The sequence below is a fragment of the Burkholderia sp. MR1-5-21 genome (assembly GCF_053427715.1).
Genome location: NZ_JBSAXD010000007.1, coordinates 86,240 through 104,980, shown reverse-complemented (window position 1 = coordinate 104,980; position 18,741 = coordinate 86,240). Strand labels below are relative to the sequence as shown.

The window sequence follows — 18,741 nt, the reverse complement described above, 5'->3', positions numbered from 1 at the left end:
CCGTGCCGGTGCACCGCGCGTGCCGCCCGCATCCGGTGAGCCCGCACGGGCTCACCCGGCCCGCGCCACCGCAGCGACAGCTCATCCCGTCCGCCACGGATCGGCGGCCCGACCCTGACGCCCGCCGACCGACACGCCGGACCGGCGGCTCGACGCCAACGCCTGACGCCTGCCGCCCGCCTCGCCGAACCGGCGGCTCGCCACCGGTCCGTCCCCCGTAACCCGCACCACGCCGACGGCGGCAGCCGCCGGCCTGCGCCGCCACTTTCCGGATCCATGAAGCCGCACCACGACACCCACCCCACCCTGACGCGCGGCATGACGCTGCTGTTTGCCTGCGCATGCGGCATCGTCATCGGCAACATCTATTACGCGCAGCCACTGCTCGCCGCGATCGCGCACAGCTTCGGGCGCGCACCGGCCGAACTCGGCTTTCTCGTCACGCTCACGCAGCTCGGCTATGCGGCGAGCCTGCTGCTGATCGTGCCACTCGGCGACGCGCTCAACCGCCACACGCTGATCGTGCGTCTGCTCGCGCTGAACGTCGTCGCGCTGGTGGCCGTCGCGTGCAGCGCGAACTTCTACGCATTCATTGCCGCGAACATGGCACTCGGCTTCGTGACCTGCTCGACGCAGCTCTTGGTGCCGTTCGCCGCGTCGCTCGCCGACGCACGCACGCGAGGCCGCGCGGTCGGCACGGTGATGAGCGGCCTGCTGCTCGGCATCCTGCTCGCGCGCGTCGCGGCCGGCGCGGTGGCCGACTGGCTCGGCTGGCGCGCGGTCTACGCGATCGCCGCGCTGATGGTGCTGGGGCTGACCGGCGTGCTCGCCGTGAAGCTGCCGAAGGATCGGCGCGATTCGCGGCTCGATTACCCGGCACTGATGAAGTCGCTCGCCGCGCTCGTGCGCGCGCAGCCGCTGATCGCGCTGCGCTCGGCGTACGGCGCACTCGTGTTCGCGTGCTTCAGCCTGCTGTGGACGGGCCTCACGTTCCTGCTGAGCCAGCCGCCCTACGGCTACACGGAAGGCCGGATCGGCCTGTTCGGCGTGGTCGGTGCAGTGGGCGCGCTCGCCGCGACGTCCGCGGGACGGCTCGTCGACCGCGGGCACGGCAACACGGCGACCGGCCTGTTCGCGGCCGTGGTGCTCGCATCGTTCGCGCTGATCGCGACCGGCGCGCACTCGCTCGCGGCGCTGATCGCCGGGATCCTGCTGCTCGACGTCGGCGTGCAGGGGATGCACATCTCGAACCAGAGCGTGATCTACGCGCTCGCCGGCGACGCGCGCAGCCGCGTGACGACGATCTACCTGACGAGCTATTTCGTCGGCGGCGCGCTCGGGTCGTTCGCGGCGAGCGTCGCGTTCGGCGTCGACGGCTGGCGCGGCGTGTGCCTCGCCGGCGCGATGCTGGCGGGGCTGCTGCTCGCGCTGTGGGCCGCGTCGCAGCGCGTCGGTGCGCCGCAGGCTACGCAATGAGCCGTTCTGCGAAGAAAGCGGCAGCGACGCGCCGGGCGGCACACGATGGTGACCGCGCCCCCCGTCACCGGCGTGTGGCGCGGCCGGCGCCTGCCCGACGTGATGTCGGCCGTTCCACGCGCCGGCGGCGGGCCGCGCACCCGCCCGTGGGGCAGCCGCCGCTACGGCCGCCCGCTCGCTGCCGCGGCACCCGCCATGCGGCCATCACGCCATCACACCATCACGCCGCCGCGTCCGCGAAATCGATCAGCACCTTCATCGCGCGCCGCCGGTCGCCCGCGAGTTCGAACGCGCGGTGCGCATCGCGCATCGGGAACACGCCGGTCACGGCCGGCCGCAAATCCACCCGCCCCGCGTTGATCAGCTGGACGGCCAGCGCGAATTCGGCGTGGAAGCGGAACGACCCGCAGATCGACAGCTCCTTCGCGACCACGACGTTCTGCGGCAGGCTCACGTCGCCGCCGAGCCCGAGCTGCACGACGACGCCGCGCGGCCGCATCACGTCGAGCCCGTCGCGCAGTGCGCGCGCGTTGCCCGAGCACTCGATCATCACGTCGAACGTGCCCTTGTCCGCGGCGTAGCGCGCGACCCATTCCGTATCGGTCGCGGCGTTGATCGTGCGATCGGCGCCGAGTGCGCGGGCGATCGCCAGCGGCTCGTCGACGACATCGGTGGCGACTATTTCCGCCGCGCCATGCGCGCGGGCGGCGGCCACCGCGAGCACGCCGATCGGCCCGCAGCCCGACACCAGCACGCGCCGGCCGATCAGCGGACCGGCGCGCGACACCGCGTGCAGCCCGACCGAGAACGGCTCCGCGAGCGCGGCGAGCGACAGCGGCACGTGGTCCGCGACCTTCACGCACTGGCGCGCGTCACATACCAGCGCGTTGCGGAACGCACCCTGCAAGTGCGGCATCCGCATCGCGCTGCCGTAGAAGCGCATGTCGAGACACTGGTTCGGCAAGCCCTCGAGGCAGTACCGGCAAGCACCGCACGGGCGGCTCGGATTGACGGCGACGCGATCGCCGACCTTCACCGACGTCACGTCCGGCGCGACCTCGGCCACCGTGCCGGCCACCTCGTGACCGAGCACCATCGGCTGCTGCAGGCGCACCGTCCCGAAGCCGCCATGCCGGAAGTAATGCAGGTCCGATCCGCAGATGCCGCCCATCGCGACGTCGACCCGCACCTGCCCCGGGCCGATCTCGCCCGGGTCCTGCTCCTCGAGCCGCAGGTCGTTCGGCCCGTGGATCACGACACACATGCAACGCATACGCATGATGGTTTTCCTCAGACGACGGGAGTGAGCAACGGCAAGCCGGCGAAGTGCGCGTGCAGGTTGTCGCGCACGAGCCAGCCCATCGCCTGGCGCGTCTCGACGGTACCGCTCGCATGATGCGGCTGCAGCAGCACGTTCGGCAACGCGGTGAAGCGCGGGTCGATGTGCGGCTCGTTCCAGAACACGTCGAGCGCCGCGCCGGCAATGGCCCGGCGCTCGAGCGCGTCGATCAGCGCGGGCTCGTCGACAGTCGTGCCGCGCGACACGTTCACGAGATAGCTGCGCGGCCCGAGCGCGTCGAGCGCGCGCGCATCGACGAGACCGCGCGTCGACGGCCCGCCCGCGAGCGTCACGATCAGCAGGTCGCACCAGCCGGCCAGCTCGGCGAGATCGCCGAAGAAACGGTGCGGCGCGTCATCGCGCGACGCGACATCGAAGTAGCCGATCTCGACGTCGAATCCCGACAGCCGCCGCGCGAGCGTCGAGCCGATCCGGCCGAAGCCGACGATCCCGACCCGCTTCCCGTACAGGCGCGTGACGAGCGGCATGTCGCCGTCGCGCCACGCGCCCGAGCGCACGTACGCATCGCCAGCGCCGATCCGGCGCAGCAGCGCGAGCGCGAGCCCGACGCCGAGATCGGCGACGTCGCCCGTCAGCACGTCGGGCGTGTTCGTCACGCGGATGCCGCGCTCGCGCGCGGCGGCAAGATCTATCGCGTCGGTACCGACGCCGTAGCACGCGATGATCTCGAGGTTCGGCAGCGCCGCGATCAGCGCCGCGTCGGCGCCGAGGTCGCCGCGCGTTGCGATCGCGCGCACGCCGGCGCCGTGCTCGGCCAGATACGCGGCGCGATCGTGCGCCTCCCACAGCCGGTGAACGTCGTAACCGGCGTCGAGCCATTCCGTATCCCACGGCTGGTAAGGGCCGGTCATCAGCAGTCCGGGCCGGGGGTTCGATGCGTGCGCCATCTGCGCTGCTCCTGTCGAGTTGAGTGAGATGAAGGTGTCGGTTCCGTCGCGGCGATCGGAGGCCGGCGGCTCATGCATGCCGCGCGACAGCGTCGCCGACCGACGAGGTTGACGAGCCGGCCGCGTCGAGCGCGTCGAACGGATCGTCGAGGTCGCGATTCAGCGTTTCCGGCATCCGCGACGTGGTGAACAGCGTGATCAGCGTCAGCACGGCCAGATACGCGGCAATCGGCAGCCACGCGCGCACGCCGGCCGCGTGGTCACCGCCGTGCAGCGCAATCACCATCGCGATGATCGTCGCGCCGACCAGCGGTGCAATGCCGCCGGCGAGCACCGCGGACGCCTCGCGCGAGAACGACACGCCCATGTAACGGTGCCGCGCGCCGAACAGTTCGGGCAGCAGCGCCGCCTGCGCGCCGAGCATCCCCCAGTTCGCGAAGCCCTGCGCGATCGAGATCGCGATCACGCTCGCGACCACGTTGCCCTGGCTGAAGATCCACCACACCGGAAACGCGAGCGCGAGCTGCAGCCACGCGAACGCGCGGTACACGCGCACCCGGCCGAAGCGATCGCTCAGGCGCCCCGCGAGCGGCACCGTCGCGGCGCCGACCGTCGCCGCGCACACCAGCGCGAGTGCACCGATCGGCCCCTTCATGCCGATCACGCCGGCGAGATAGCTGATCGCGAGTGCCTGGTAGATCGACGAGCCGCCGTTCTCGGCCATCCGCAGCCCGATGCCGATCAGCAGCGAGCGCTTCGAATGCCCGACGACGCTCTTCAGCGGGTTCGCCGCAACCTGCGCGCGCTTCTCGAGCCGCACGAAGGTCGGCGACTCGTGCAGCCGCATCCGCATGTAGATGCCGACGCCGACGATCACCGCGCTCAGCAGGAACGGCACGCGCCAGCCCCAGCCATCGGTCACGCGGCCGATGTTCGCAAGCAGCACGAAATACACGGCGGCCGCGAGCACGGTGCCGAGCTGGATGCCGAGAAACGGCAGCGACGCATACCAGCCGCGCCGGCCGGCCGGTGCGTATTCGGTCATCAGCACCGCCGCACCCGCCTGCTCCGCGCCGGCGCCGAGCCCCTGCAGGATGCGCAGCAGCACGAGCAGCGCGGGCGCCCAGTAGCCGGCCGTCGCAAAGGTCGGCAGCACGCCGATCAGCGTGCTCGCGACACCCATCAGCAGCACGGTCGCCGTCAGCACGAACTTGCGGCCGATGCGGTCGCCGAGCACGCCGAACACGACGCCGCCGAGCGGCCGCACCGCAAAGCCGACGAAGTACGTGCCGAAGCTCGCGATCAGCCGCATCTCGGCGGTTTGCGCGGGGAAGAACAGCGGCCCGAAGACCAGCGCGGCCGCGAGCGTGTACAGCGCGAAATCGTAGTACTCGAGCGCGCTGCCGAGCGAGCAGGTCCACGCGGCGCGGTTCAGCTGTTTCTCGTCGACCTCGCGTCGCGCGCCGGAGTCGGCCGCCGTGCGGGGATCCATTGCGGGATGCGTATCGCGTTCTGCGAGCGGCGGGGAAATACGGGCCATCGTTGTCTCCTTTCTCTGTTCCGGATCCCGGCTGCGCGGACGCGGCCGGGGCATCGGCCCGCTCGTGCGGCGGGCTCTGGGAGTCGGGCGCATTGATTCAGGTGCACCGATTCGGATGCATCAGCTCGATGCGTATTGCCGCCGCCTGCCCGTCGCGCCCCGTGCGCGCAGGCGGAACATCGAAAGTGGCGGCCCGTCAGACGGCGCTCGTCAGCCCGCCGTCGACGAACAGCGTCTGGCCGTTCACGAAATCGGATGCCGCCGACGCGAGGAAGATCGCCGCGCCGCACAGCTCGTCGACGCGCCCCCAGCGGCCGGCCGGCGTGCGCTTGCACAGCCAGTCGGAAAACGCGGGATCGTCGACCAGCGCGCGGTTCAGCTCCGTCTCGAAATAGCCGGGCGCGAGGCCGTTGGCCTGGATGCCGTGCCGCGCCCAGTCCGCGCACATGCCCTTCGTCAGCATCCGCACCGCGCCCTTGGTGGCCGCATACGGCGCGATCGACGGCCGCGCGAGCTCGCTCTGCACCGAGCAGATGTTGATGATCTTGCCGCGCCCGCGCGCGATCATGTGCCGCGCGACGGCCTGCGCGACGTTGAACACGCCGTCGAGGTTCACGCGCATCAGCGCATGCCAGTCGTCGGGATCGAATGCGTCGAGCGGCGCGCGGCGCTGGATGCCGGCGTTGTTCACGAGGATGTCGATCGCGCCGACGCGCGCCTCGGCATCGTCGATCGCCGCGCGCACCTGGCCATGATCGGCCACGTCGAACACCGCGTAGTCGGCCGTGAAGCCCTCCTCGCGGAAATGCCGCGCGAGCGACGCTGCCTTGTCCTCATTGCGATCGTTGATGACGATCGCCGCACCCGCCTCCGCCAGTCCGCGGGCGAGCGTCAGCCCGATCCCGCGTCCCGATCCGGTAATCAGCGCACGGCGGCCGTCCAGGCGGAACCGGTCAAGCGCGTTCGTCATGTGTGCCTCCTCGTGCCAGTCGAGCCGGCCGCCCGTCGCAGCCGGCCTCGCGTTGACCTTATCTTCGGCGCGCAGCCCGGTCCGGCGCCAATGGTCTTTTTTGATGTGGTTATCATGGAATCTGATCACCGGATTCCGGATGGCGACACCCATGGAACTCAAGCAATTGCGCGCGTTCGTCACCCTTGCGGAAGAACTGCACTTCGGGCGCGCCGCGCAGCGCCTGTTCATCGTTCAGCCCGCATTGAGCATGCAGATCAAGGCGCTCGAGGAGGAACTCGGCGCACGCCTGTTCGAACGCGATCGCCACAAGGTCGAACTGAGCGACACCGGGCGTGTGTTCCTGCCGGAAGCGCGGGCGACGCTGCAGCAGGCCGCGCGCGCCGAGCAGCTCGCGCGGCTGTCGAGCCGTGGCGAGATCGGCACGCTGCGCATCGCGTTCGTGTCGTCGGTGCTGCCGGCGCTGTTGCCCGCGGTGCTGCGCGTGATGCGCGCACGTTATCCGCTGATCACGGTTGAACTGAAGGACATGCCGACACCCGACCAGGTCGCGGCGCTGCGCGATCGCCGGATCGACTTCGGGATGATCCGGCTGCCGGCCGCGTATGCGGGCATCGACACGCGCGTGGTGCTCGAGGAAGGGTTCGTCGTCGCGCTGCCGCTCGAGCATCCGCTCGCCGCGCAGGACACGCTGGCACCGGCCGACCTGCGCGGCCATCCGGCGTTCGTGCTCGCGCGGCGCTATGCGCCCGGCTTCCACGACGACATGCTGCTCGCGCTGAGCCGCGCGGGCACGACGCTCGAGATCGCGCAGGAGTTCGGCGAGTTCACGACAATGCTCGCGCTTGTCGCGGCAGGGATGGGAATCGGACTGATCCCGGCGGAAGCGGCGAGCGCGTTGCCGCCGAACGTGCTCGCGCGGCCGCTCGATCTGGCCGGGCACCGGACCGGCATCGGCCTCGCGTGGACCGACCTCGACAGCCCGCTCAAGCGGGCGTTCGTCGACGCGGTCGAACAGGTGACGGCGGCGCATGCGCCGGACGCGAATTGCTGACTGCGACGCCGCCGCATGCGCCGGACGCGGAACGCCGACGACGACGCGGCGATGGCGATGGCGACGCGGCAGCCGACCCGGCCGGCCGCCCATCGCCGACGGCAATAAAAAAGCCCGGCCGGCATGAAGCCGGGCCGGGCCCGATCGCGACCGACACCGGCCGCCTCGCGGCGGCCGAGCGTCGTGCGGGATTACTTCGCGTTCGCGAACGCGACTGCGGTATCCAGCATGCGGTTCGAGAAGCCCCACTCGTTGTCGTACCAGCTCGACACCTTGACGAGACGGCCCGACACCTTGGTCAGCGTTGCGTCGAACGTCGACGACGCCGGGTTGTGGTTGAAGTCGATCGACACCAGCGGTGCGTCGTTGTAGCCGAGGATGCCCTTCAGCGCGCCTTCCGACGCTTCCTTCATGATCGCGTTGACTTCCTCGACCGTCGTGTCGCGCTTCGCGATGAACGACAGGTCGACGATCGACACGTTGATGGTCGGGACCCGGATCGCGTAGCCGTCCAGCTTGCCGTTCAGTTCCGGCAGCACGAGGCCGACCGCCGAAGCAGCGCCCGTCTTCGTCGGGATCTGGCTGTGCGTGGCCGAACGCGCGCGGCGCAGGTCTTCGTGGTAGACGTCCGTCAGCACCTGGTCGTTCGTGTACGCGTGGATCGTCGTCATCAGACCGGTTTCGAGGCCGATCTTGTCGTTCAGCGGCTTGACGAGCGGCGCGAGGCAGTTCGTCGTGCACGATGCGTTCGAGATGACGGTGTGCTCGGCCTTCAGCACATCATGGTTCACGCCGTAGACGATCGTCGCGTCGACGTCCTTGCCGCCCGGCGCCGAGATGATCACCTTCTTCGCGCCGCCCTTCAGGTGCGCGCTCGCCTTTTCCTTCGTCGTGAAGAAGCCCGTGCATTCCATCACGACGTCGACGCCCAGCTCGCCCCACGGCAGTTCGGCCGGGTTGCGGTTCGCGAGCACGCGGATCTTGTCGCCGTTGACGACCAGGTAGTCGCCGTCGACCGACACTTCGCCCGGGAACTTGCCGTGCGCGGTGTCGTACTGGGTCAGGTGCGCGTTGGTCTTCGCATCGCCCAGGTCGTTGATCGCGACGATCTCGAGATCGTGCTTCTTGCCGTTTTCATAGAACGCGCGCAGCGTATTGCGGCCGATGCGGCCGTAGCCGTTGATTGCGACGCGGATCGTCATGGTCTATCTCCTGATGGCTGAAAAAATTCGTTTCGTGCAGCTTCACGGTGCGGCGCGCGCGTGGGGCACGTGCGCGCCGCGAATGCTTTTAGGCCAGCACGGCCTTGGCCGTCTCGACGACCTTGTCGACGGTGAAGCCGAAGTGCTTGAACAGCACGCCGGCCGGCGCCGATTCGCCGAACGTGTCGATCCCGACCACGCCGCCCTCGAGGCCGACGTACTTGTGCCAGAAGCTCGTCACGCCCGCTTCGATCGCGACGCGGCGCACGCCGTGCGGCAGCACGCGCTCGCGGTACTCGGCGTCCTGGCGGTCGAACACCGTCGTCGCGGGCATCGACACGACGCGCGCGGCGATCCCCTGCTGCGCGAGCGGCTCGACGGCCTTCATCGCGAGTTCGACTTCCGAGCCCGTCGCGATCAGGATGATCTTGCGCGCGACGATCTCTTCGTCCCAGTCCTTCAGCACGTAGCCGCCCTTCTCGATGTTCGCGATCTGCGCATCGGTGCGCGGGTTGAACGCGAGGTTCTGGCGGCTGAAGATCAGGCTCGACGGACGATCCGCGGCGACCGCGTGGGTCCATGCGACGGCCGTCTCGACCGTGTCGGCCGGACGCCACACGTCGTGGTTCGGGATCAGGCGCAGGCTCGACACGTGCTCGATCGACTGGTGCGTCGGGCCGTCCTCGCCGAGACCGATCGAATCGTGCGTGAACACGAAGATCGACGGCACCTTCATCAGCGCGGCGACGCGCAGCGCGTTGCGGCTGTAGTCGGAGAACGTCAGGAACGTGCCGCCGAACGGCTTGTGGCCACCGTGCAGCGCGAGGCCGTTGATCGCGGCGCTCATGCCGAATTCGCGCACGCCGTAGTTGATGTGGTTGCCATACTGGACGCCCGGGCCTTCCGCCTTCGCGCGCACGGCCTTCGACGCCTTCCAGTTGGTCAGGTTCGAGCCGGTCAGGTCGGCCGAGCCGCCGAGCAGCTCCGGCAGCGCCGCGGCGAGGCCTTCGATCGCCTGCTGCGACGCCTTGCGGGTCGCGACCGTTTCAGCGCGCTCGTTCGCGCCGGCGACGATCGCCGCGGCCTTCTGCGCCCAGTCGGCAGGCAGCTTGCCGGCCATCCGGCGCTCGAACTCGGCCGCTTCCGTCGGATACTTCGCGCGATACTGCGCGAACGCGGCGTTCCAGTCGGACTCGCTGCGCGTGCCGGCTTCCTTCGCGTCCCACGCCGCATAGACTTCCTGCGGAATCACGAACGGCGCCCACTTCCAGCCCAGCGCCTCACGCGTCTTCGCGATTTCTTCCGCGCCGAGCGCCGCGCCGTGCACGTCGTGGCCGCCCGCCTTCGTCGCCGCGCCCTGGCCGATCACGGTCTTGCAGCAGATGATCGTCGGCTTGTCCGACAGCTTCGCCTTCGCGATCGCTGCGTCGACCGCGTCGACGTCATGGCCGTTCACGTTCGGGATCACGTTCCAGCCGTACGCCTCGAAGCGCTTCGGGGTGTCGTCGTGGAACCAGTTGACGACATCGCCGTCGATCGAGATGCCGTTGTCGTCGTACAGCCCGATCAGCTTGTTCAGCTTCAGCGTGCCGGCCAGCGAGCAGGCCTCGTGCGAGATGCCTTCCATCAGGCAGCCGTCGCCGAGGAACACGTACGTGTGGTGATCGACGATCTTCGCGTCGTCGCGGTTGAACTCGGCGGCCATCAGCGCTTCGCCGAGCGCCATGCCGACCGCGTTCGCGAGACCCTGGCCGAGCGGCCCCGTCGTCGTCTCGACGCCCGGCGTGATGCCGTACTCCGGGTGACCCGGCGTCTTCGAGTGCATCTGGCGGAAGTTCTTCAGCTCTTCCATCGGCAGGTCGTAGCCGGTCAGGTGCAGCAGCGCGTACAGCAGCATCGAGCCATGGCCGTTCGACAGCACGAAGCGGTCACGGTCCGACCAGTGCGGGTTCGCCGGGTTGTGCTTGAGATGGCGCGACCAGAGCGCGACGCCGATTTCGGCCATGCCCATCGGCATGCCGGGGTGGCCGGAGTTCGCTTGCTGGACGGCATCCATCGCGAGCGCGCGGATCGCGTTGGCCATCAGGGTGGTGGAGGCGGGAGACGAAGTCGTCATGTCGAGTCCGGAGAACGAGTCGGGAAAACGGGGCACGTGCGGTATCCGGAAGCTCGCGGGCCGGCTGCTCCCGGCGCACAGTGCGGCGCCAGACGGACGCGAAGCGGACGGAGCCAACGGACGAGGCTGCAAAGCGCGTCATTTTAGCAGAACGGCCGACATTTCCCTTCCAGTCGGTCAGCGTTCCGGCACCGATTTCCGTCAAACTTCCCGCCCGCGATGTCGCGCCTTCTATAATTCAAAAATTGGAACCGCCCGCCCCGCGCGGCCCGCCCGTGAGCACGACGCTTCTCTTCCACCCGACGCCCGACTCCACATACGGCTTCCCGCATGCGCGGCGGCTCGCACACGTCGCGTCGCCGCACCAGCAGATCGAGGTGTGGGAAACGCCGCAGCTCGGCCGCCTGTTCACGCTCGACGGCCGGCCGATGACATCCGTCGGCGACGAATACATCTACCACGAGTGCATGACCCACCCGGCCGCGCTCGCGCACCCGGCGCCGAGAAAGGCGCTCGTGCTCGGCGGCGGCGACGGCGGCGCGGCGCGCCAGCTGCTCAAGCACGCGTGCATCGAGCGCATCGTCGTCGCGGAGCTCGACGACGAGGTCGTCGGCATGGCGCGCCGCTTCCTCGACGACGTGCACCAGGGCGCGCTCGACGATCCGCGCGTCGAGGTCGTGATCGGCGACGCCGCGCACTTCGTCGAATCGACCGTCGAGCACTTCGACCTCGTCGTGTTCGACCTCACGCCGCCGGACTCGCCGGCGGCCGGCCTCTACACGCGCGACTTCTACGCGCATCTGAAGCGGATCCTGACGCCATGCGGCGCGATCACGATGCATCTCGGCTCGCCGGTGTTCCACGCGCCGCGCATCGCCGCGCTGCTCGCCGACCTGCGCGCGAGCTTCGCGGTCGTCGATCCGCTGTCCGCCCATGTCCCGCTGTACGGCTCGGTGTGGCTGATGGCGATCGCGAGCGACACGCTCGACGCGGCATCGCTCTTCATGCACGACATCGAGGAACGTCTCGCCAATCGCGGCATCGAAGGATTGCGCTACTACGACGCGCGGCTGCACCCGGCGCTGTTCGCGCTGCCGCGCGCGCTGCGCGATACACTGGGCGTTCGCCGCTGAGCCTTCGCGCCGTCGCGGCGCGCCGCTCGTTCGTCGCGGCTTCGCATGGGATCAGCATGCGAAGCACGGGACCGAAGCATGCGCCAATGCACCCACCGCTTTGCATGGAACCGGAGTCAGTGCCGATGCACTCGCTCCGGTCGCCATCTGATCGACAGGAGATTTTCGTGACCGATCCACGTCCGGCCAACGTGCCTTGGTTGACACCCTATCTGGCCGTGCGCAACGCGCGCGCTGCGATCGATTTCTTCCAGGCCGCATTCGGCTTCGAATTGCGCGACGTGCTCGACGAGGACGGCGCGATCATGCACGTCGAGATGGTCTACCGCGGCCAGCTGATCGTGATGTTCGCGCCCGAAGGCGCGTTCGGCTCGCTCGCGCGCACACCGAAAAGCGCGGGCGCGACCGCGCCGCAATCGTTCTATCTGTACGTCGACGACGTGGACGCGACCTGGCAGCGCGCCCTCGATGCCGGCGCGAAATCGCTGACCGCGCCGCAGGACCAGTTCTGGGGCGATCGCTTCGCGCAGATCGAGGATCTCGACGGTTACCGCTGGGCGCTCGCGCGCCATCTCGAAACATGACCGAATCCACCACCACCGCGGCCGTGCCGCGCTTTTTCGTCGACGCGGCGCTGCGCGTCGACGCGATGCTGTCGCTGCCCGCCGACGTCGCGCGCCACGCGCAGGTGCTGCGGCTGCAGCCGGGCGACGCACTCGCGCTGTTCGACGGCACCGGCGGCCAGTACCGTGCCCGGCTCGTCGAGATCGACAAGCGCAGCGCGATCGCGCAGCTCGATGCGTTCGAACTCGCCGAAGCGGAGCCGCCTTACCGCGTGACGCTCGCGCAGGGGATCGCCGGCGGCGACAAGATGGATTGGGTGATCGAGAAGGCGGTCGAACTCGGCGCCGCGGCGATCGTGCCGCTGTCGACGGCGCGCGGCGTCGTGCGGCTGTCGGGCGAGCGCGCGGAGAAACGCGTCGCGCACTGGCGCGGCATCGTGCGCGCGTCGTGCGAACAGTGCGGACGCAACCGTGTGCCCGAGGTCGCGCCGGTGCGTGGCATCGACGCGTGGCTCGACGCGCTGCCGGCCGCGCCGGCCGACGGCGAGCTGCGGCTGCTGCTGTCGCCGCGCGCGAGCATTCCGTTCGCGTCGCTGCCCGCCGCGCCGCCCGCCGCGCCCGTGACGCTGCTGATCGGACCGGAAGGCGGGCTGTCCCCCGACGAGGAAAACGCCGCGCGCGCGCGCGGCTTCACCGCGCTGTCGCTCGGCCCGCGCGTGCTGCGCACCGAAACGGCCGGCGCGGCGGTGCTCGCCGCGCTCGCGGCGCGCTGGGGCGGGTGGTGACGAGTCAGCGGTCCGGCCGCGCGCAGCGATCGACTGGCGTGGCTGGCGCGGCAGCATGGACGTGAAGGCGACGCTGCCCGTCGGCGTGCCGCGTTCATCGGCTCGATGTCGATCACGCCGGAAGTACGATCCGCGCCGACCGATGCGGGACGCGCGGACGCAAAAACGCCCGCTCGAAGCGGGCGTTTTCGTAGCGCTGCCGGGCCGGCCGTCCCGCGGCCGGCAGGCTCGCGCTCAGGCGAACGAGTAGAACACGCGGAACGCGACCTTGCGCTCGGACCAGAACTCCGCGGCCTCGCGGAACACGTCGAGCAGCGTCTCGCGGCCTTCCTTGTCGAACTTCTGCGCGATCGGCAGCCCTTCGAGCACGATCACGAAACCGGGCTGGGAACCCGCCTTCGCGACGAGATCGGTCAGGCAGTCGTACAACGCGTCGTAGTTCTTGCCGAAGTGCTTCGGAAACAGGAACGACGTCGCGATCGTTTCCATCACTTCCTGCTTCGACTGTGCCGCGCCGCAGTACGCATACAGGAAATGCTGGCCGAGCCGACCGGCTTCGTCGGCGAGATCCTGCACGCGGAACGCGCGGATCGACTGGACGAGATTGGGTCGCACGGTCGTGAAAAGGCTCATAGGCTCCTCGTTCGATGAAGGCCCGGGGCAGGCGTCCTGCTGCGCGGGCGCGTCGCCGGTCTGTGCCGTTGCGCGCAGTTGCATCACGCGCTGAAACAGATTGCCGTCGCCGGCCGCGAACAGTTCCGCCGTCGACGCCGTGTCGTGCGTGTAGATGGAGTCGCTCATGCCGTTCTTCCCGAAGTCATTCAATAATGCGTTTAAAACTGTTGTAGTGGTCGTCCGTGTAATAACAGTTGTCGACCCGGCGCGGCGGTCCGCCGCAGACGATCCGGCGCGCGCCGCGGTTGCGCGCGCGCGGGGTCGGCACGGTGTATTCGTGATAGAAGCCGCGCTTCGCCTTCGGCAAGATCCGCTCGCGGTTGCCGAATACGACGCCGTCTTTCTCGTACGGATAGGGACCGCCGGCGGCGATCAGGCCGAGCGTGGTCACGGCCTCGCGCGGTAGACGGGCGGCCGGGATCGTGTCGAACCCGCCGGCGGCCACGTCGGCCGAAACGGCCTCCCGTGCGTAGGCGGCGGAAACCAGACTGCCCGTCGGCGTGCCGACGATACCCATCGCGAACATCGCGAAGACGGACGCGAGCGCGCCGTTGCGGAGCCACTTGCGTGCCATGAACCGGGGTTCCCGCTGTTAAATCAAGTAGTTGACGACCAACGAAGGCGTTAGCGTAGCGCTATTGTCCGCGCGAATCAATGTTCGTTTGGGAGTTGAAAGGCTGGCGCAGCGGCGATCCAGGGAAAAATTACCGGATTCCCGCCATTTTTATCCTTCATAGGATAAAATGCGTACGGCATCTCTCGCATGGCAAGACCCTGCCTCCTTGCCACGCTCGCTACCCGGAGTGGAGAGATGCTGCTGTTGCTTGCGGGAAGCGCGTTCGCGCCATGCCCAGCGGCGTGCCCATTGCGGGCACGCCTTTTTTTCTATTTCTTACAAATTCGCCTGACGCTGCGCGCGCTCGCTGAACGCGCAGCGTTCTCTTTAACGCGCAGCGTTCACGTCGGCCACCAGCAGCGCGGCCATGTTGACGATCCGGCGCACCGTCGCCGATTCGGTCAGCACGTGCACCGGCTGCGCGGCGCCGAGCAGGATCGGCCCGATCGCGATGTTGTTGCCCGCGGCCGTCTTCAGCAGGTTGTACGCGATGTTCGCCGCGTCGATGTTCGGCAGCACCAGCAGGTTCGCGTCACCTTCCAGCGTCGATGCCGGCAGGATTTCCTTGCGCAGCGCCGCGTCGAGTGCCACGTCGCCGTGCATCTCGCCGTCGACCTTCAGCTCCGGCGCGCGTTCCTGCAGGATCGCGAGCGTATCGCGCATCTTCTTCGCGGAAGGCGCGTTGCTCGTGCCGAAGTTCGAGTGCGACAGCAGCGCGACCTTCGGCTCGATACCGAAGCGGCGCACTTCTTCCGCCGCCATGATCGTGATCTCGGCCAGCTGTTCCGGGGTCGGATCGACGTTCACGTGCGTGTCGACGAGGAAGATCTGGCGGCCCGGCAGCACGAGGCCGTTCATCGCCGCGTAGACGCTGCAGCCCGCGCGCTTGCCGATCACCTGGTCGATGAAGTGCAGGTGGCGGTGCGTCGTGCTGATCGTGCCGCAGATCATGCCGTCCGCCTGGCCCTTCTTCACCATCATCGAGCCGATCAGCGTCGTGCGGCGGCGCATCTCGACGCGCGCGAGCTGCTCGCTGATACCCTTGCGCGCCATCATCTTCGCGTAGTCCTGCCAGAACTCGCGGTAGCGCTCGTCATGCTCGGTGTTGACGACCGTGAAGTCGACGCCCGGCGTCAGGCGCAGGCCGTAGCGCTGGATACGGTGCTCGATCACGGCCGGGCGGCCGATCAGGATCGGCGTCGCGAGCTTTTCGTCGACGACGATCTGAACTGCGCGCAACACGCGCTCTTCTTCGCCTTCCGCGAACACGACGCGCTTCTTCTCCGCCGCCGCGCTGCGCGCGAGCTGGAAGATCGGCTTCATCGTCGTGCCGCTGTGGTACACGAACTGCTGCAGGTGCTGCTTGTACGCGTCCATGTCCTCGATCGCGCGCGTCGCGACGCCGCCGTCCATCGCGGCTTGAGCTACGGCCGGCGCGATCTTCACGATCAGGCGCGGATCGAACGGCTTCGGAATCAGGTATTCGGGCCCGAACGACAGGTCCTGGATGCCATACGCGGTCGCGACGATGTCGCTCTGCTCCTGCTGCGCGAGCTCGGCGATCGCGTTCACCGCGGCGATCTCCATTTCACGCGTGATCGTCGTCGCGCCGACGTCGAGCGCGCCGCGGAAGATGAACGGGAAGCACAGGACGTTGTTGACCTGGTTCGGATAGTCGGTGCGGCCGGTCGCGAGGATCGCGTCGGGGCGCACTTCGAGCGCCAGTTCCGGCAGGATTTCCGGCGTCGGGTTCGCGAGCGCGAGGATCAGCGGACGCTCCGCCATCTCCTTGACCATCTCCTGCTTCAGCACGCCGGCCGCCGACAGCCCGAGGAAGATGTCCGCGCCGCCGATCACGTCGGCGAGCGAGCGGGCTTCCGTTTCGCGCGCGAAGCGCTCCTTGTCCGGGTCCATCAGCTCGGTGCGGCCCTTGTAGACCACGCCGGCCAGGTCGGTGACGGTGATGTTTTCGAGCGGCAGGCCGATATCGACGAGCAGGTCGAGGCACGCAAGCGCGGCCGCGCCCGCGCCGGACGCGACGAGCTTCACCTTCTTGATGTCCTTGCCGACCACCTTCAGGCCGTTCGTGACCGCCGCCGCGACGACGATCGCGGTGCCGTGCTGGTCGTCGTGGAAGACCGGGATCTTCATCCGCTTGCGGCACTCGCGCTCGACGATGAAGCAGTCCGGCGCCTTGATGTCTTCGAGGTTGATCCCGCCGAACGTCGGTTCGAGCGCGGCGATCACGTCGACCAGCTTGTGCGGGTCGGACTCGTTCAGCTCGATGTCGAACACGTCGATGCCGGCAAACTTCTTGAACAGCACGGCCTTGCCTTCCATCACCGGCTTCGATGCCAGCGGGCCGATGTTGCCGAGGCCGAGCACCGCGGTGCCGTTCGTCACGACGCCGACCAGGTTGCTGCGCGCGGTGAAGCGGGCGGCATTCAGCGGGTTCTCGACGATCTCCTCGCACGCGAACGCGACGCCCGGCGAATACGCTAGCGCCAGGTCGCGCTGGTTGATCATCTGCTTGGTCGGGGCGATCGCGACCTTGCCGGGGGTCGGAAATTCGTGGTAGTCGAGGGCGGCTTCGCGGAGCTTGGCTTTGGAGGAGGCTTGAGTGGACATGTGTCTCGTGACGAGCGGATTAGAATACCTAGTCGACGCATTGTAGCGCCATTCGACGGCTCCCAAACTGCGATTCGGGTGCAACAGCCGCGACAAAAATGTACCGAACGGTGTAAGAACGCCACCCGTTCGCCTCGTTACAATGCCGTTCACTCAACCGCTACGAGTCCGTCCGCCGTGCCAGCCTCCTTGTCCGAGTTTTCGTTGATCGACCGCTTCTTCGCGCGCCGCGCGGCACAGGGCGCACGCGCCGCGACGCTCGGAATCGGCGACGATTGCGCGCTGATCGAACCACGATCCGGTAAGTTGCTTGCCATTTCGACGGACATGCTGGTCGAAGGCCGCCACTTCTTTCCCGATGTCGCGCCGGACGCGCTCGGCCACAAGACGCTCGCGGTCAACCTGTCCGACCTCGCGGCGATGGGCGCCGAGCCGCGCGCATTCACGCTCGCGTGCGCGCTGCCGCGCGCCGACGCGGCGTGGCTCGAGGCGTTCAGCGACGGGCTCTTCGCGCTCGCCGAGCGGTTCGGCTGCGAACTGGTCGGCGGCGACACGACGAGCGGGCCGCTGAACCTGTGCGTGACCGTGTTCGGCGACGTCGCCCCCGGCGACGCGCTGCGACGCGATGCCGCGCGCGACGGCGACGACGTCTGGGTATCCGGCACCCTCGGCGACGCGCGCGCGGGGCTCGGCGTCGCGCGCGGCGAATGGCCGGCCGGCGCGCGCGAAGCGGCCGCGTTCAAAGCGGCGCTCGAGCGCCCCGAGCCGCGTATCGCGCTCGGGCTTGCGCTCGCCGGCGTCGCGCACGCGGCGCTCGACATCTCGGACGGCCTCGCGGGCGACCTGCAGCACATTCTCGAGCGCTCACGCGTGCGCGCGGAAATCGACGCCGACGCAGTGCCCCGCTCGGCCGCGCTCGCGACGCTGCCGCCCGACGTGCAGCGCCGCTGCACGCTCGCGGGCGGCGACGACTACGAACTGTGCTTCACCGCACCGGCCGCGGCCCGCGCGGCGGTCGATGCGGCGGGTGCCGCGGCCGGCGTCGCGGTCACGCGAATCGGTACAATACGCGCGTTGTCCGCACCGTCGGAACGGCCCGCGATTGCGTGGCGCGACGCCGCCGGCGCGCCCCTCGCCCTCACGTTGCACGGTTTCGACCACTTCCATGCAGACTGACCCGACGCCCCCGCGCGCCGCGGCCGACGCCGGCAGCGGCGCCACGCAGACCGCGCCGAAGCGCGCGACCGCCCGCTTCATGTTGTCGCATCCGGCGCACATCCTGTCGCTCGGGTTCGGCAGCGGGCTCGCGCCGCTGATGCCAGGCACGTTCGGCACGCTGTTCGGCTGGCTGACGTTCGTCGTGCTCAACCGCTACCTGACGGTGCCCGAATGGTGGGTACTGATCGTGGCCGGCGTCGTCGCCGGCGTCTGGTTCACCGGTTTCACCGCGAAGAAGATGGGCAACGCAGACCCGGGCCCGGTCGTCTGGGACGAGATCGTCGCGATCTGGATCGTGATGCTGTTCGTCACGCCGGCGACGTTCATCGGCCAGCTCTGGGCCTTCGTCGTGTTCCGCATGTTCGACATGCTGAAGCCGCCCCCGATCCGCTACGTCGAGCGCCGCCTCGCAGGCGGGCTCGGCATCATGGTCGACGACCTGATCGCCGCGTTCATGACACTGCTCGTCATCGCGCTGTGGCGGTCCTTCGTCGGCTGACGCCTTTCCGACTCCTGTT

16 protein-coding genes are annotated in these 18,741 nt (G+C 69.0%); 7 read left to right on the top strand and 9 right to left on the bottom strand.

Going from position 1 to position 18,741, the window contains the following annotated elements; translation table 11 throughout:
- Window positions 1-276 precede the first annotated feature (276 nt).
- Window positions 277-1,476, top strand: a complete 1,200-nt coding sequence (locus ACV229_RS12110) for an MFS transporter (RefSeq protein WP_448083368.1) — start codon at window positions 277-279, stop codon at window positions 1,474-1,476.
- 220 nt (window positions 1,477-1,696) lie between these two features.
- On the opposite strand, the gene ACV229_RS12105 is transcribed toward ACV229_RS12110, so the two are convergent.
- The 4 genes from ACV229_RS12105 to ACV229_RS12090 all read right to left on the bottom strand — a co-directional run bounded on the left by ACV229_RS12105 (window position 1,697) and on the right by ACV229_RS12090 (window position 6,233).
- Window positions 1,697-2,755 carry an L-idonate 5-dehydrogenase gene (locus ACV229_RS12105; RefSeq protein ID WP_448083367.1) on the bottom strand — a complete coding sequence of 353 codons (1,059 nt, stop codon included), beginning with the start codon at window positions 2,753-2,755 and terminating at the stop codon, window positions 1,697-1,699.
- Window positions 2,756-2,766: 11 nt separating this feature from the next.
- Window positions 2,767-3,723 carry a 2-hydroxyacid dehydrogenase gene (locus ACV229_RS12100; protein WP_448083366.1) on the bottom strand — a complete coding sequence of 319 codons (957 nt, stop codon included), beginning with the start codon at window positions 3,721-3,723 and terminating at the stop codon, window positions 2,767-2,769.
- A 70-nt stretch (window positions 3,724-3,793) separates the two neighbouring features.
- Window positions 3,794-5,263, bottom strand: coding sequence for an MFS transporter (locus ACV229_RS12095; protein ID WP_448083365.1), 1,470 nt, complete (start codon window positions 5,261-5,263; stop codon window positions 3,794-3,796).
- A 196-nt stretch (window positions 5,264-5,459) separates the two neighbouring features.
- Window positions 5,460-6,233 carry an SDR family NAD(P)-dependent oxidoreductase gene (locus tag ACV229_RS12090; protein ID WP_448083364.1) on the bottom strand — a complete coding sequence of 258 codons (774 nt, stop codon included), beginning with the start codon at window positions 6,231-6,233 and terminating at the stop codon, window positions 5,460-5,462.
- A gap of 151 nt (window positions 6,234-6,384) precedes the next feature.
- Between ACV229_RS12090 and ACV229_RS12085 the strand changes: the two genes are divergently transcribed.
- On the top strand, window positions 6,385-7,287 hold the full coding sequence (locus ACV229_RS12085) for a LysR family transcriptional regulator (protein ID WP_448083363.1): 903 nt from the start codon (window positions 6,385-6,387) through the stop codon (window positions 7,285-7,287).
- 191 nt (window positions 7,288-7,478) lie between these two features.
- On the opposite strand, the gene gap is transcribed toward ACV229_RS12085, so the two are convergent.
- Both gap and tkt read right to left on the bottom strand, forming a co-directional pair.
- The gene (gene gap, locus ACV229_RS12080) at window positions 7,479-8,489 is read right to left on the bottom strand and encodes a type I glyceraldehyde-3-phosphate dehydrogenase (RefSeq protein ID WP_006485712.1); all 1,011 of its coding nucleotides are present in this window, start codon (window positions 8,487-8,489) and stop codon (window positions 7,479-7,481) included.
- An 88-nt stretch (window positions 8,490-8,577) separates the two neighbouring features.
- Complete coding sequence (gene tkt, locus ACV229_RS12075) at window positions 8,578-10,650, bottom strand: transketolase (RefSeq protein ID WP_448083512.1); 2,073 nt, start codon at window positions 10,648-10,650, stop codon at window positions 8,578-8,580.
- Between the two features lie 230 nt (window positions 10,651-10,880).
- Between tkt and speE the strand changes: the two genes are divergently transcribed.
- The 3 genes from speE to ACV229_RS12060 all read left to right on the top strand — a co-directional run bounded on the left by speE (window position 10,881) and on the right by ACV229_RS12060 (window position 13,086).
- A complete protein-coding gene (gene speE, locus ACV229_RS12070; protein WP_448079337.1) occupies window positions 10,881-11,738 on the top strand; it encodes a polyamine aminopropyltransferase in 858 nt (285 codons plus the stop codon).
- A gap of 167 nt (window positions 11,739-11,905) precedes the next feature.
- Window positions 11,906-12,322 (top strand): VOC family protein, encoded by a 417-nt coding sequence (locus ACV229_RS12065; RefSeq protein ID WP_448083362.1) that lies wholly within the window; start codon window positions 11,906-11,908, stop codon window positions 12,320-12,322.
- A complete protein-coding gene (locus ACV229_RS12060) occupies window positions 12,319-13,086 on the top strand; it encodes a 16S rRNA (uracil(1498)-N(3))-methyltransferase (protein ID WP_448083361.1) in 768 nt (255 codons plus the stop codon). Before ACV229_RS12065 ends, ACV229_RS12060 begins: the two co-directional genes overlap by 4 nt.
- A gap of 234 nt (window positions 13,087-13,320) precedes the next feature.
- Here ACV229_RS12060 and ACV229_RS12055 read toward each other — a convergent pair whose 3' ends face one another.
- The 3 genes from ACV229_RS12055 to ACV229_RS12045 all read right to left on the bottom strand — a co-directional run bounded on the left by ACV229_RS12055 (window position 13,321) and on the right by ACV229_RS12045 (window position 17,005).
- Window positions 13,321-13,887, bottom strand: a complete 567-nt coding sequence (locus ACV229_RS12055; protein WP_448083360.1) for a barstar family protein — start codon at window positions 13,885-13,887, stop codon at window positions 13,321-13,323.
- A gap of 16 nt (window positions 13,888-13,903) precedes the next feature.
- Window positions 13,904-14,335 (bottom strand): ribonuclease, encoded by a 432-nt coding sequence (locus ACV229_RS12050; protein ID WP_448083359.1) that lies wholly within the window; start codon window positions 14,333-14,335, stop codon window positions 13,904-13,906.
- Between the two features lie 369 nt (window positions 14,336-14,704).
- Window positions 14,705-17,005 (bottom strand): NADP-dependent malic enzyme, encoded by a 2,301-nt coding sequence (locus ACV229_RS12045; protein ID WP_448083358.1) that lies wholly within the window; start codon window positions 17,003-17,005, stop codon window positions 14,705-14,707.
- A gap of 177 nt (window positions 17,006-17,182) precedes the next feature.
- Between ACV229_RS12045 and thiL the strand changes: the two genes are divergently transcribed.
- Both thiL and ACV229_RS12035 read left to right on the top strand, forming a co-directional pair.
- Window positions 17,183-18,181, top strand: coding sequence for a thiamine-phosphate kinase (thiL, locus tag ACV229_RS12040; protein WP_448083357.1), 999 nt, complete (start codon window positions 17,183-17,185; stop codon window positions 18,179-18,181).
- Window positions 18,171-18,722, top strand: a complete 552-nt coding sequence (locus tag ACV229_RS12035; RefSeq protein WP_448083356.1) for a phosphatidylglycerophosphatase A family protein — start codon at window positions 18,171-18,173, stop codon at window positions 18,720-18,722. The genes thiL and ACV229_RS12035 overlap by 11 nt, the downstream gene beginning before the upstream one ends.
- Window positions 18,723-18,741 lie beyond the last annotated feature (19 nt).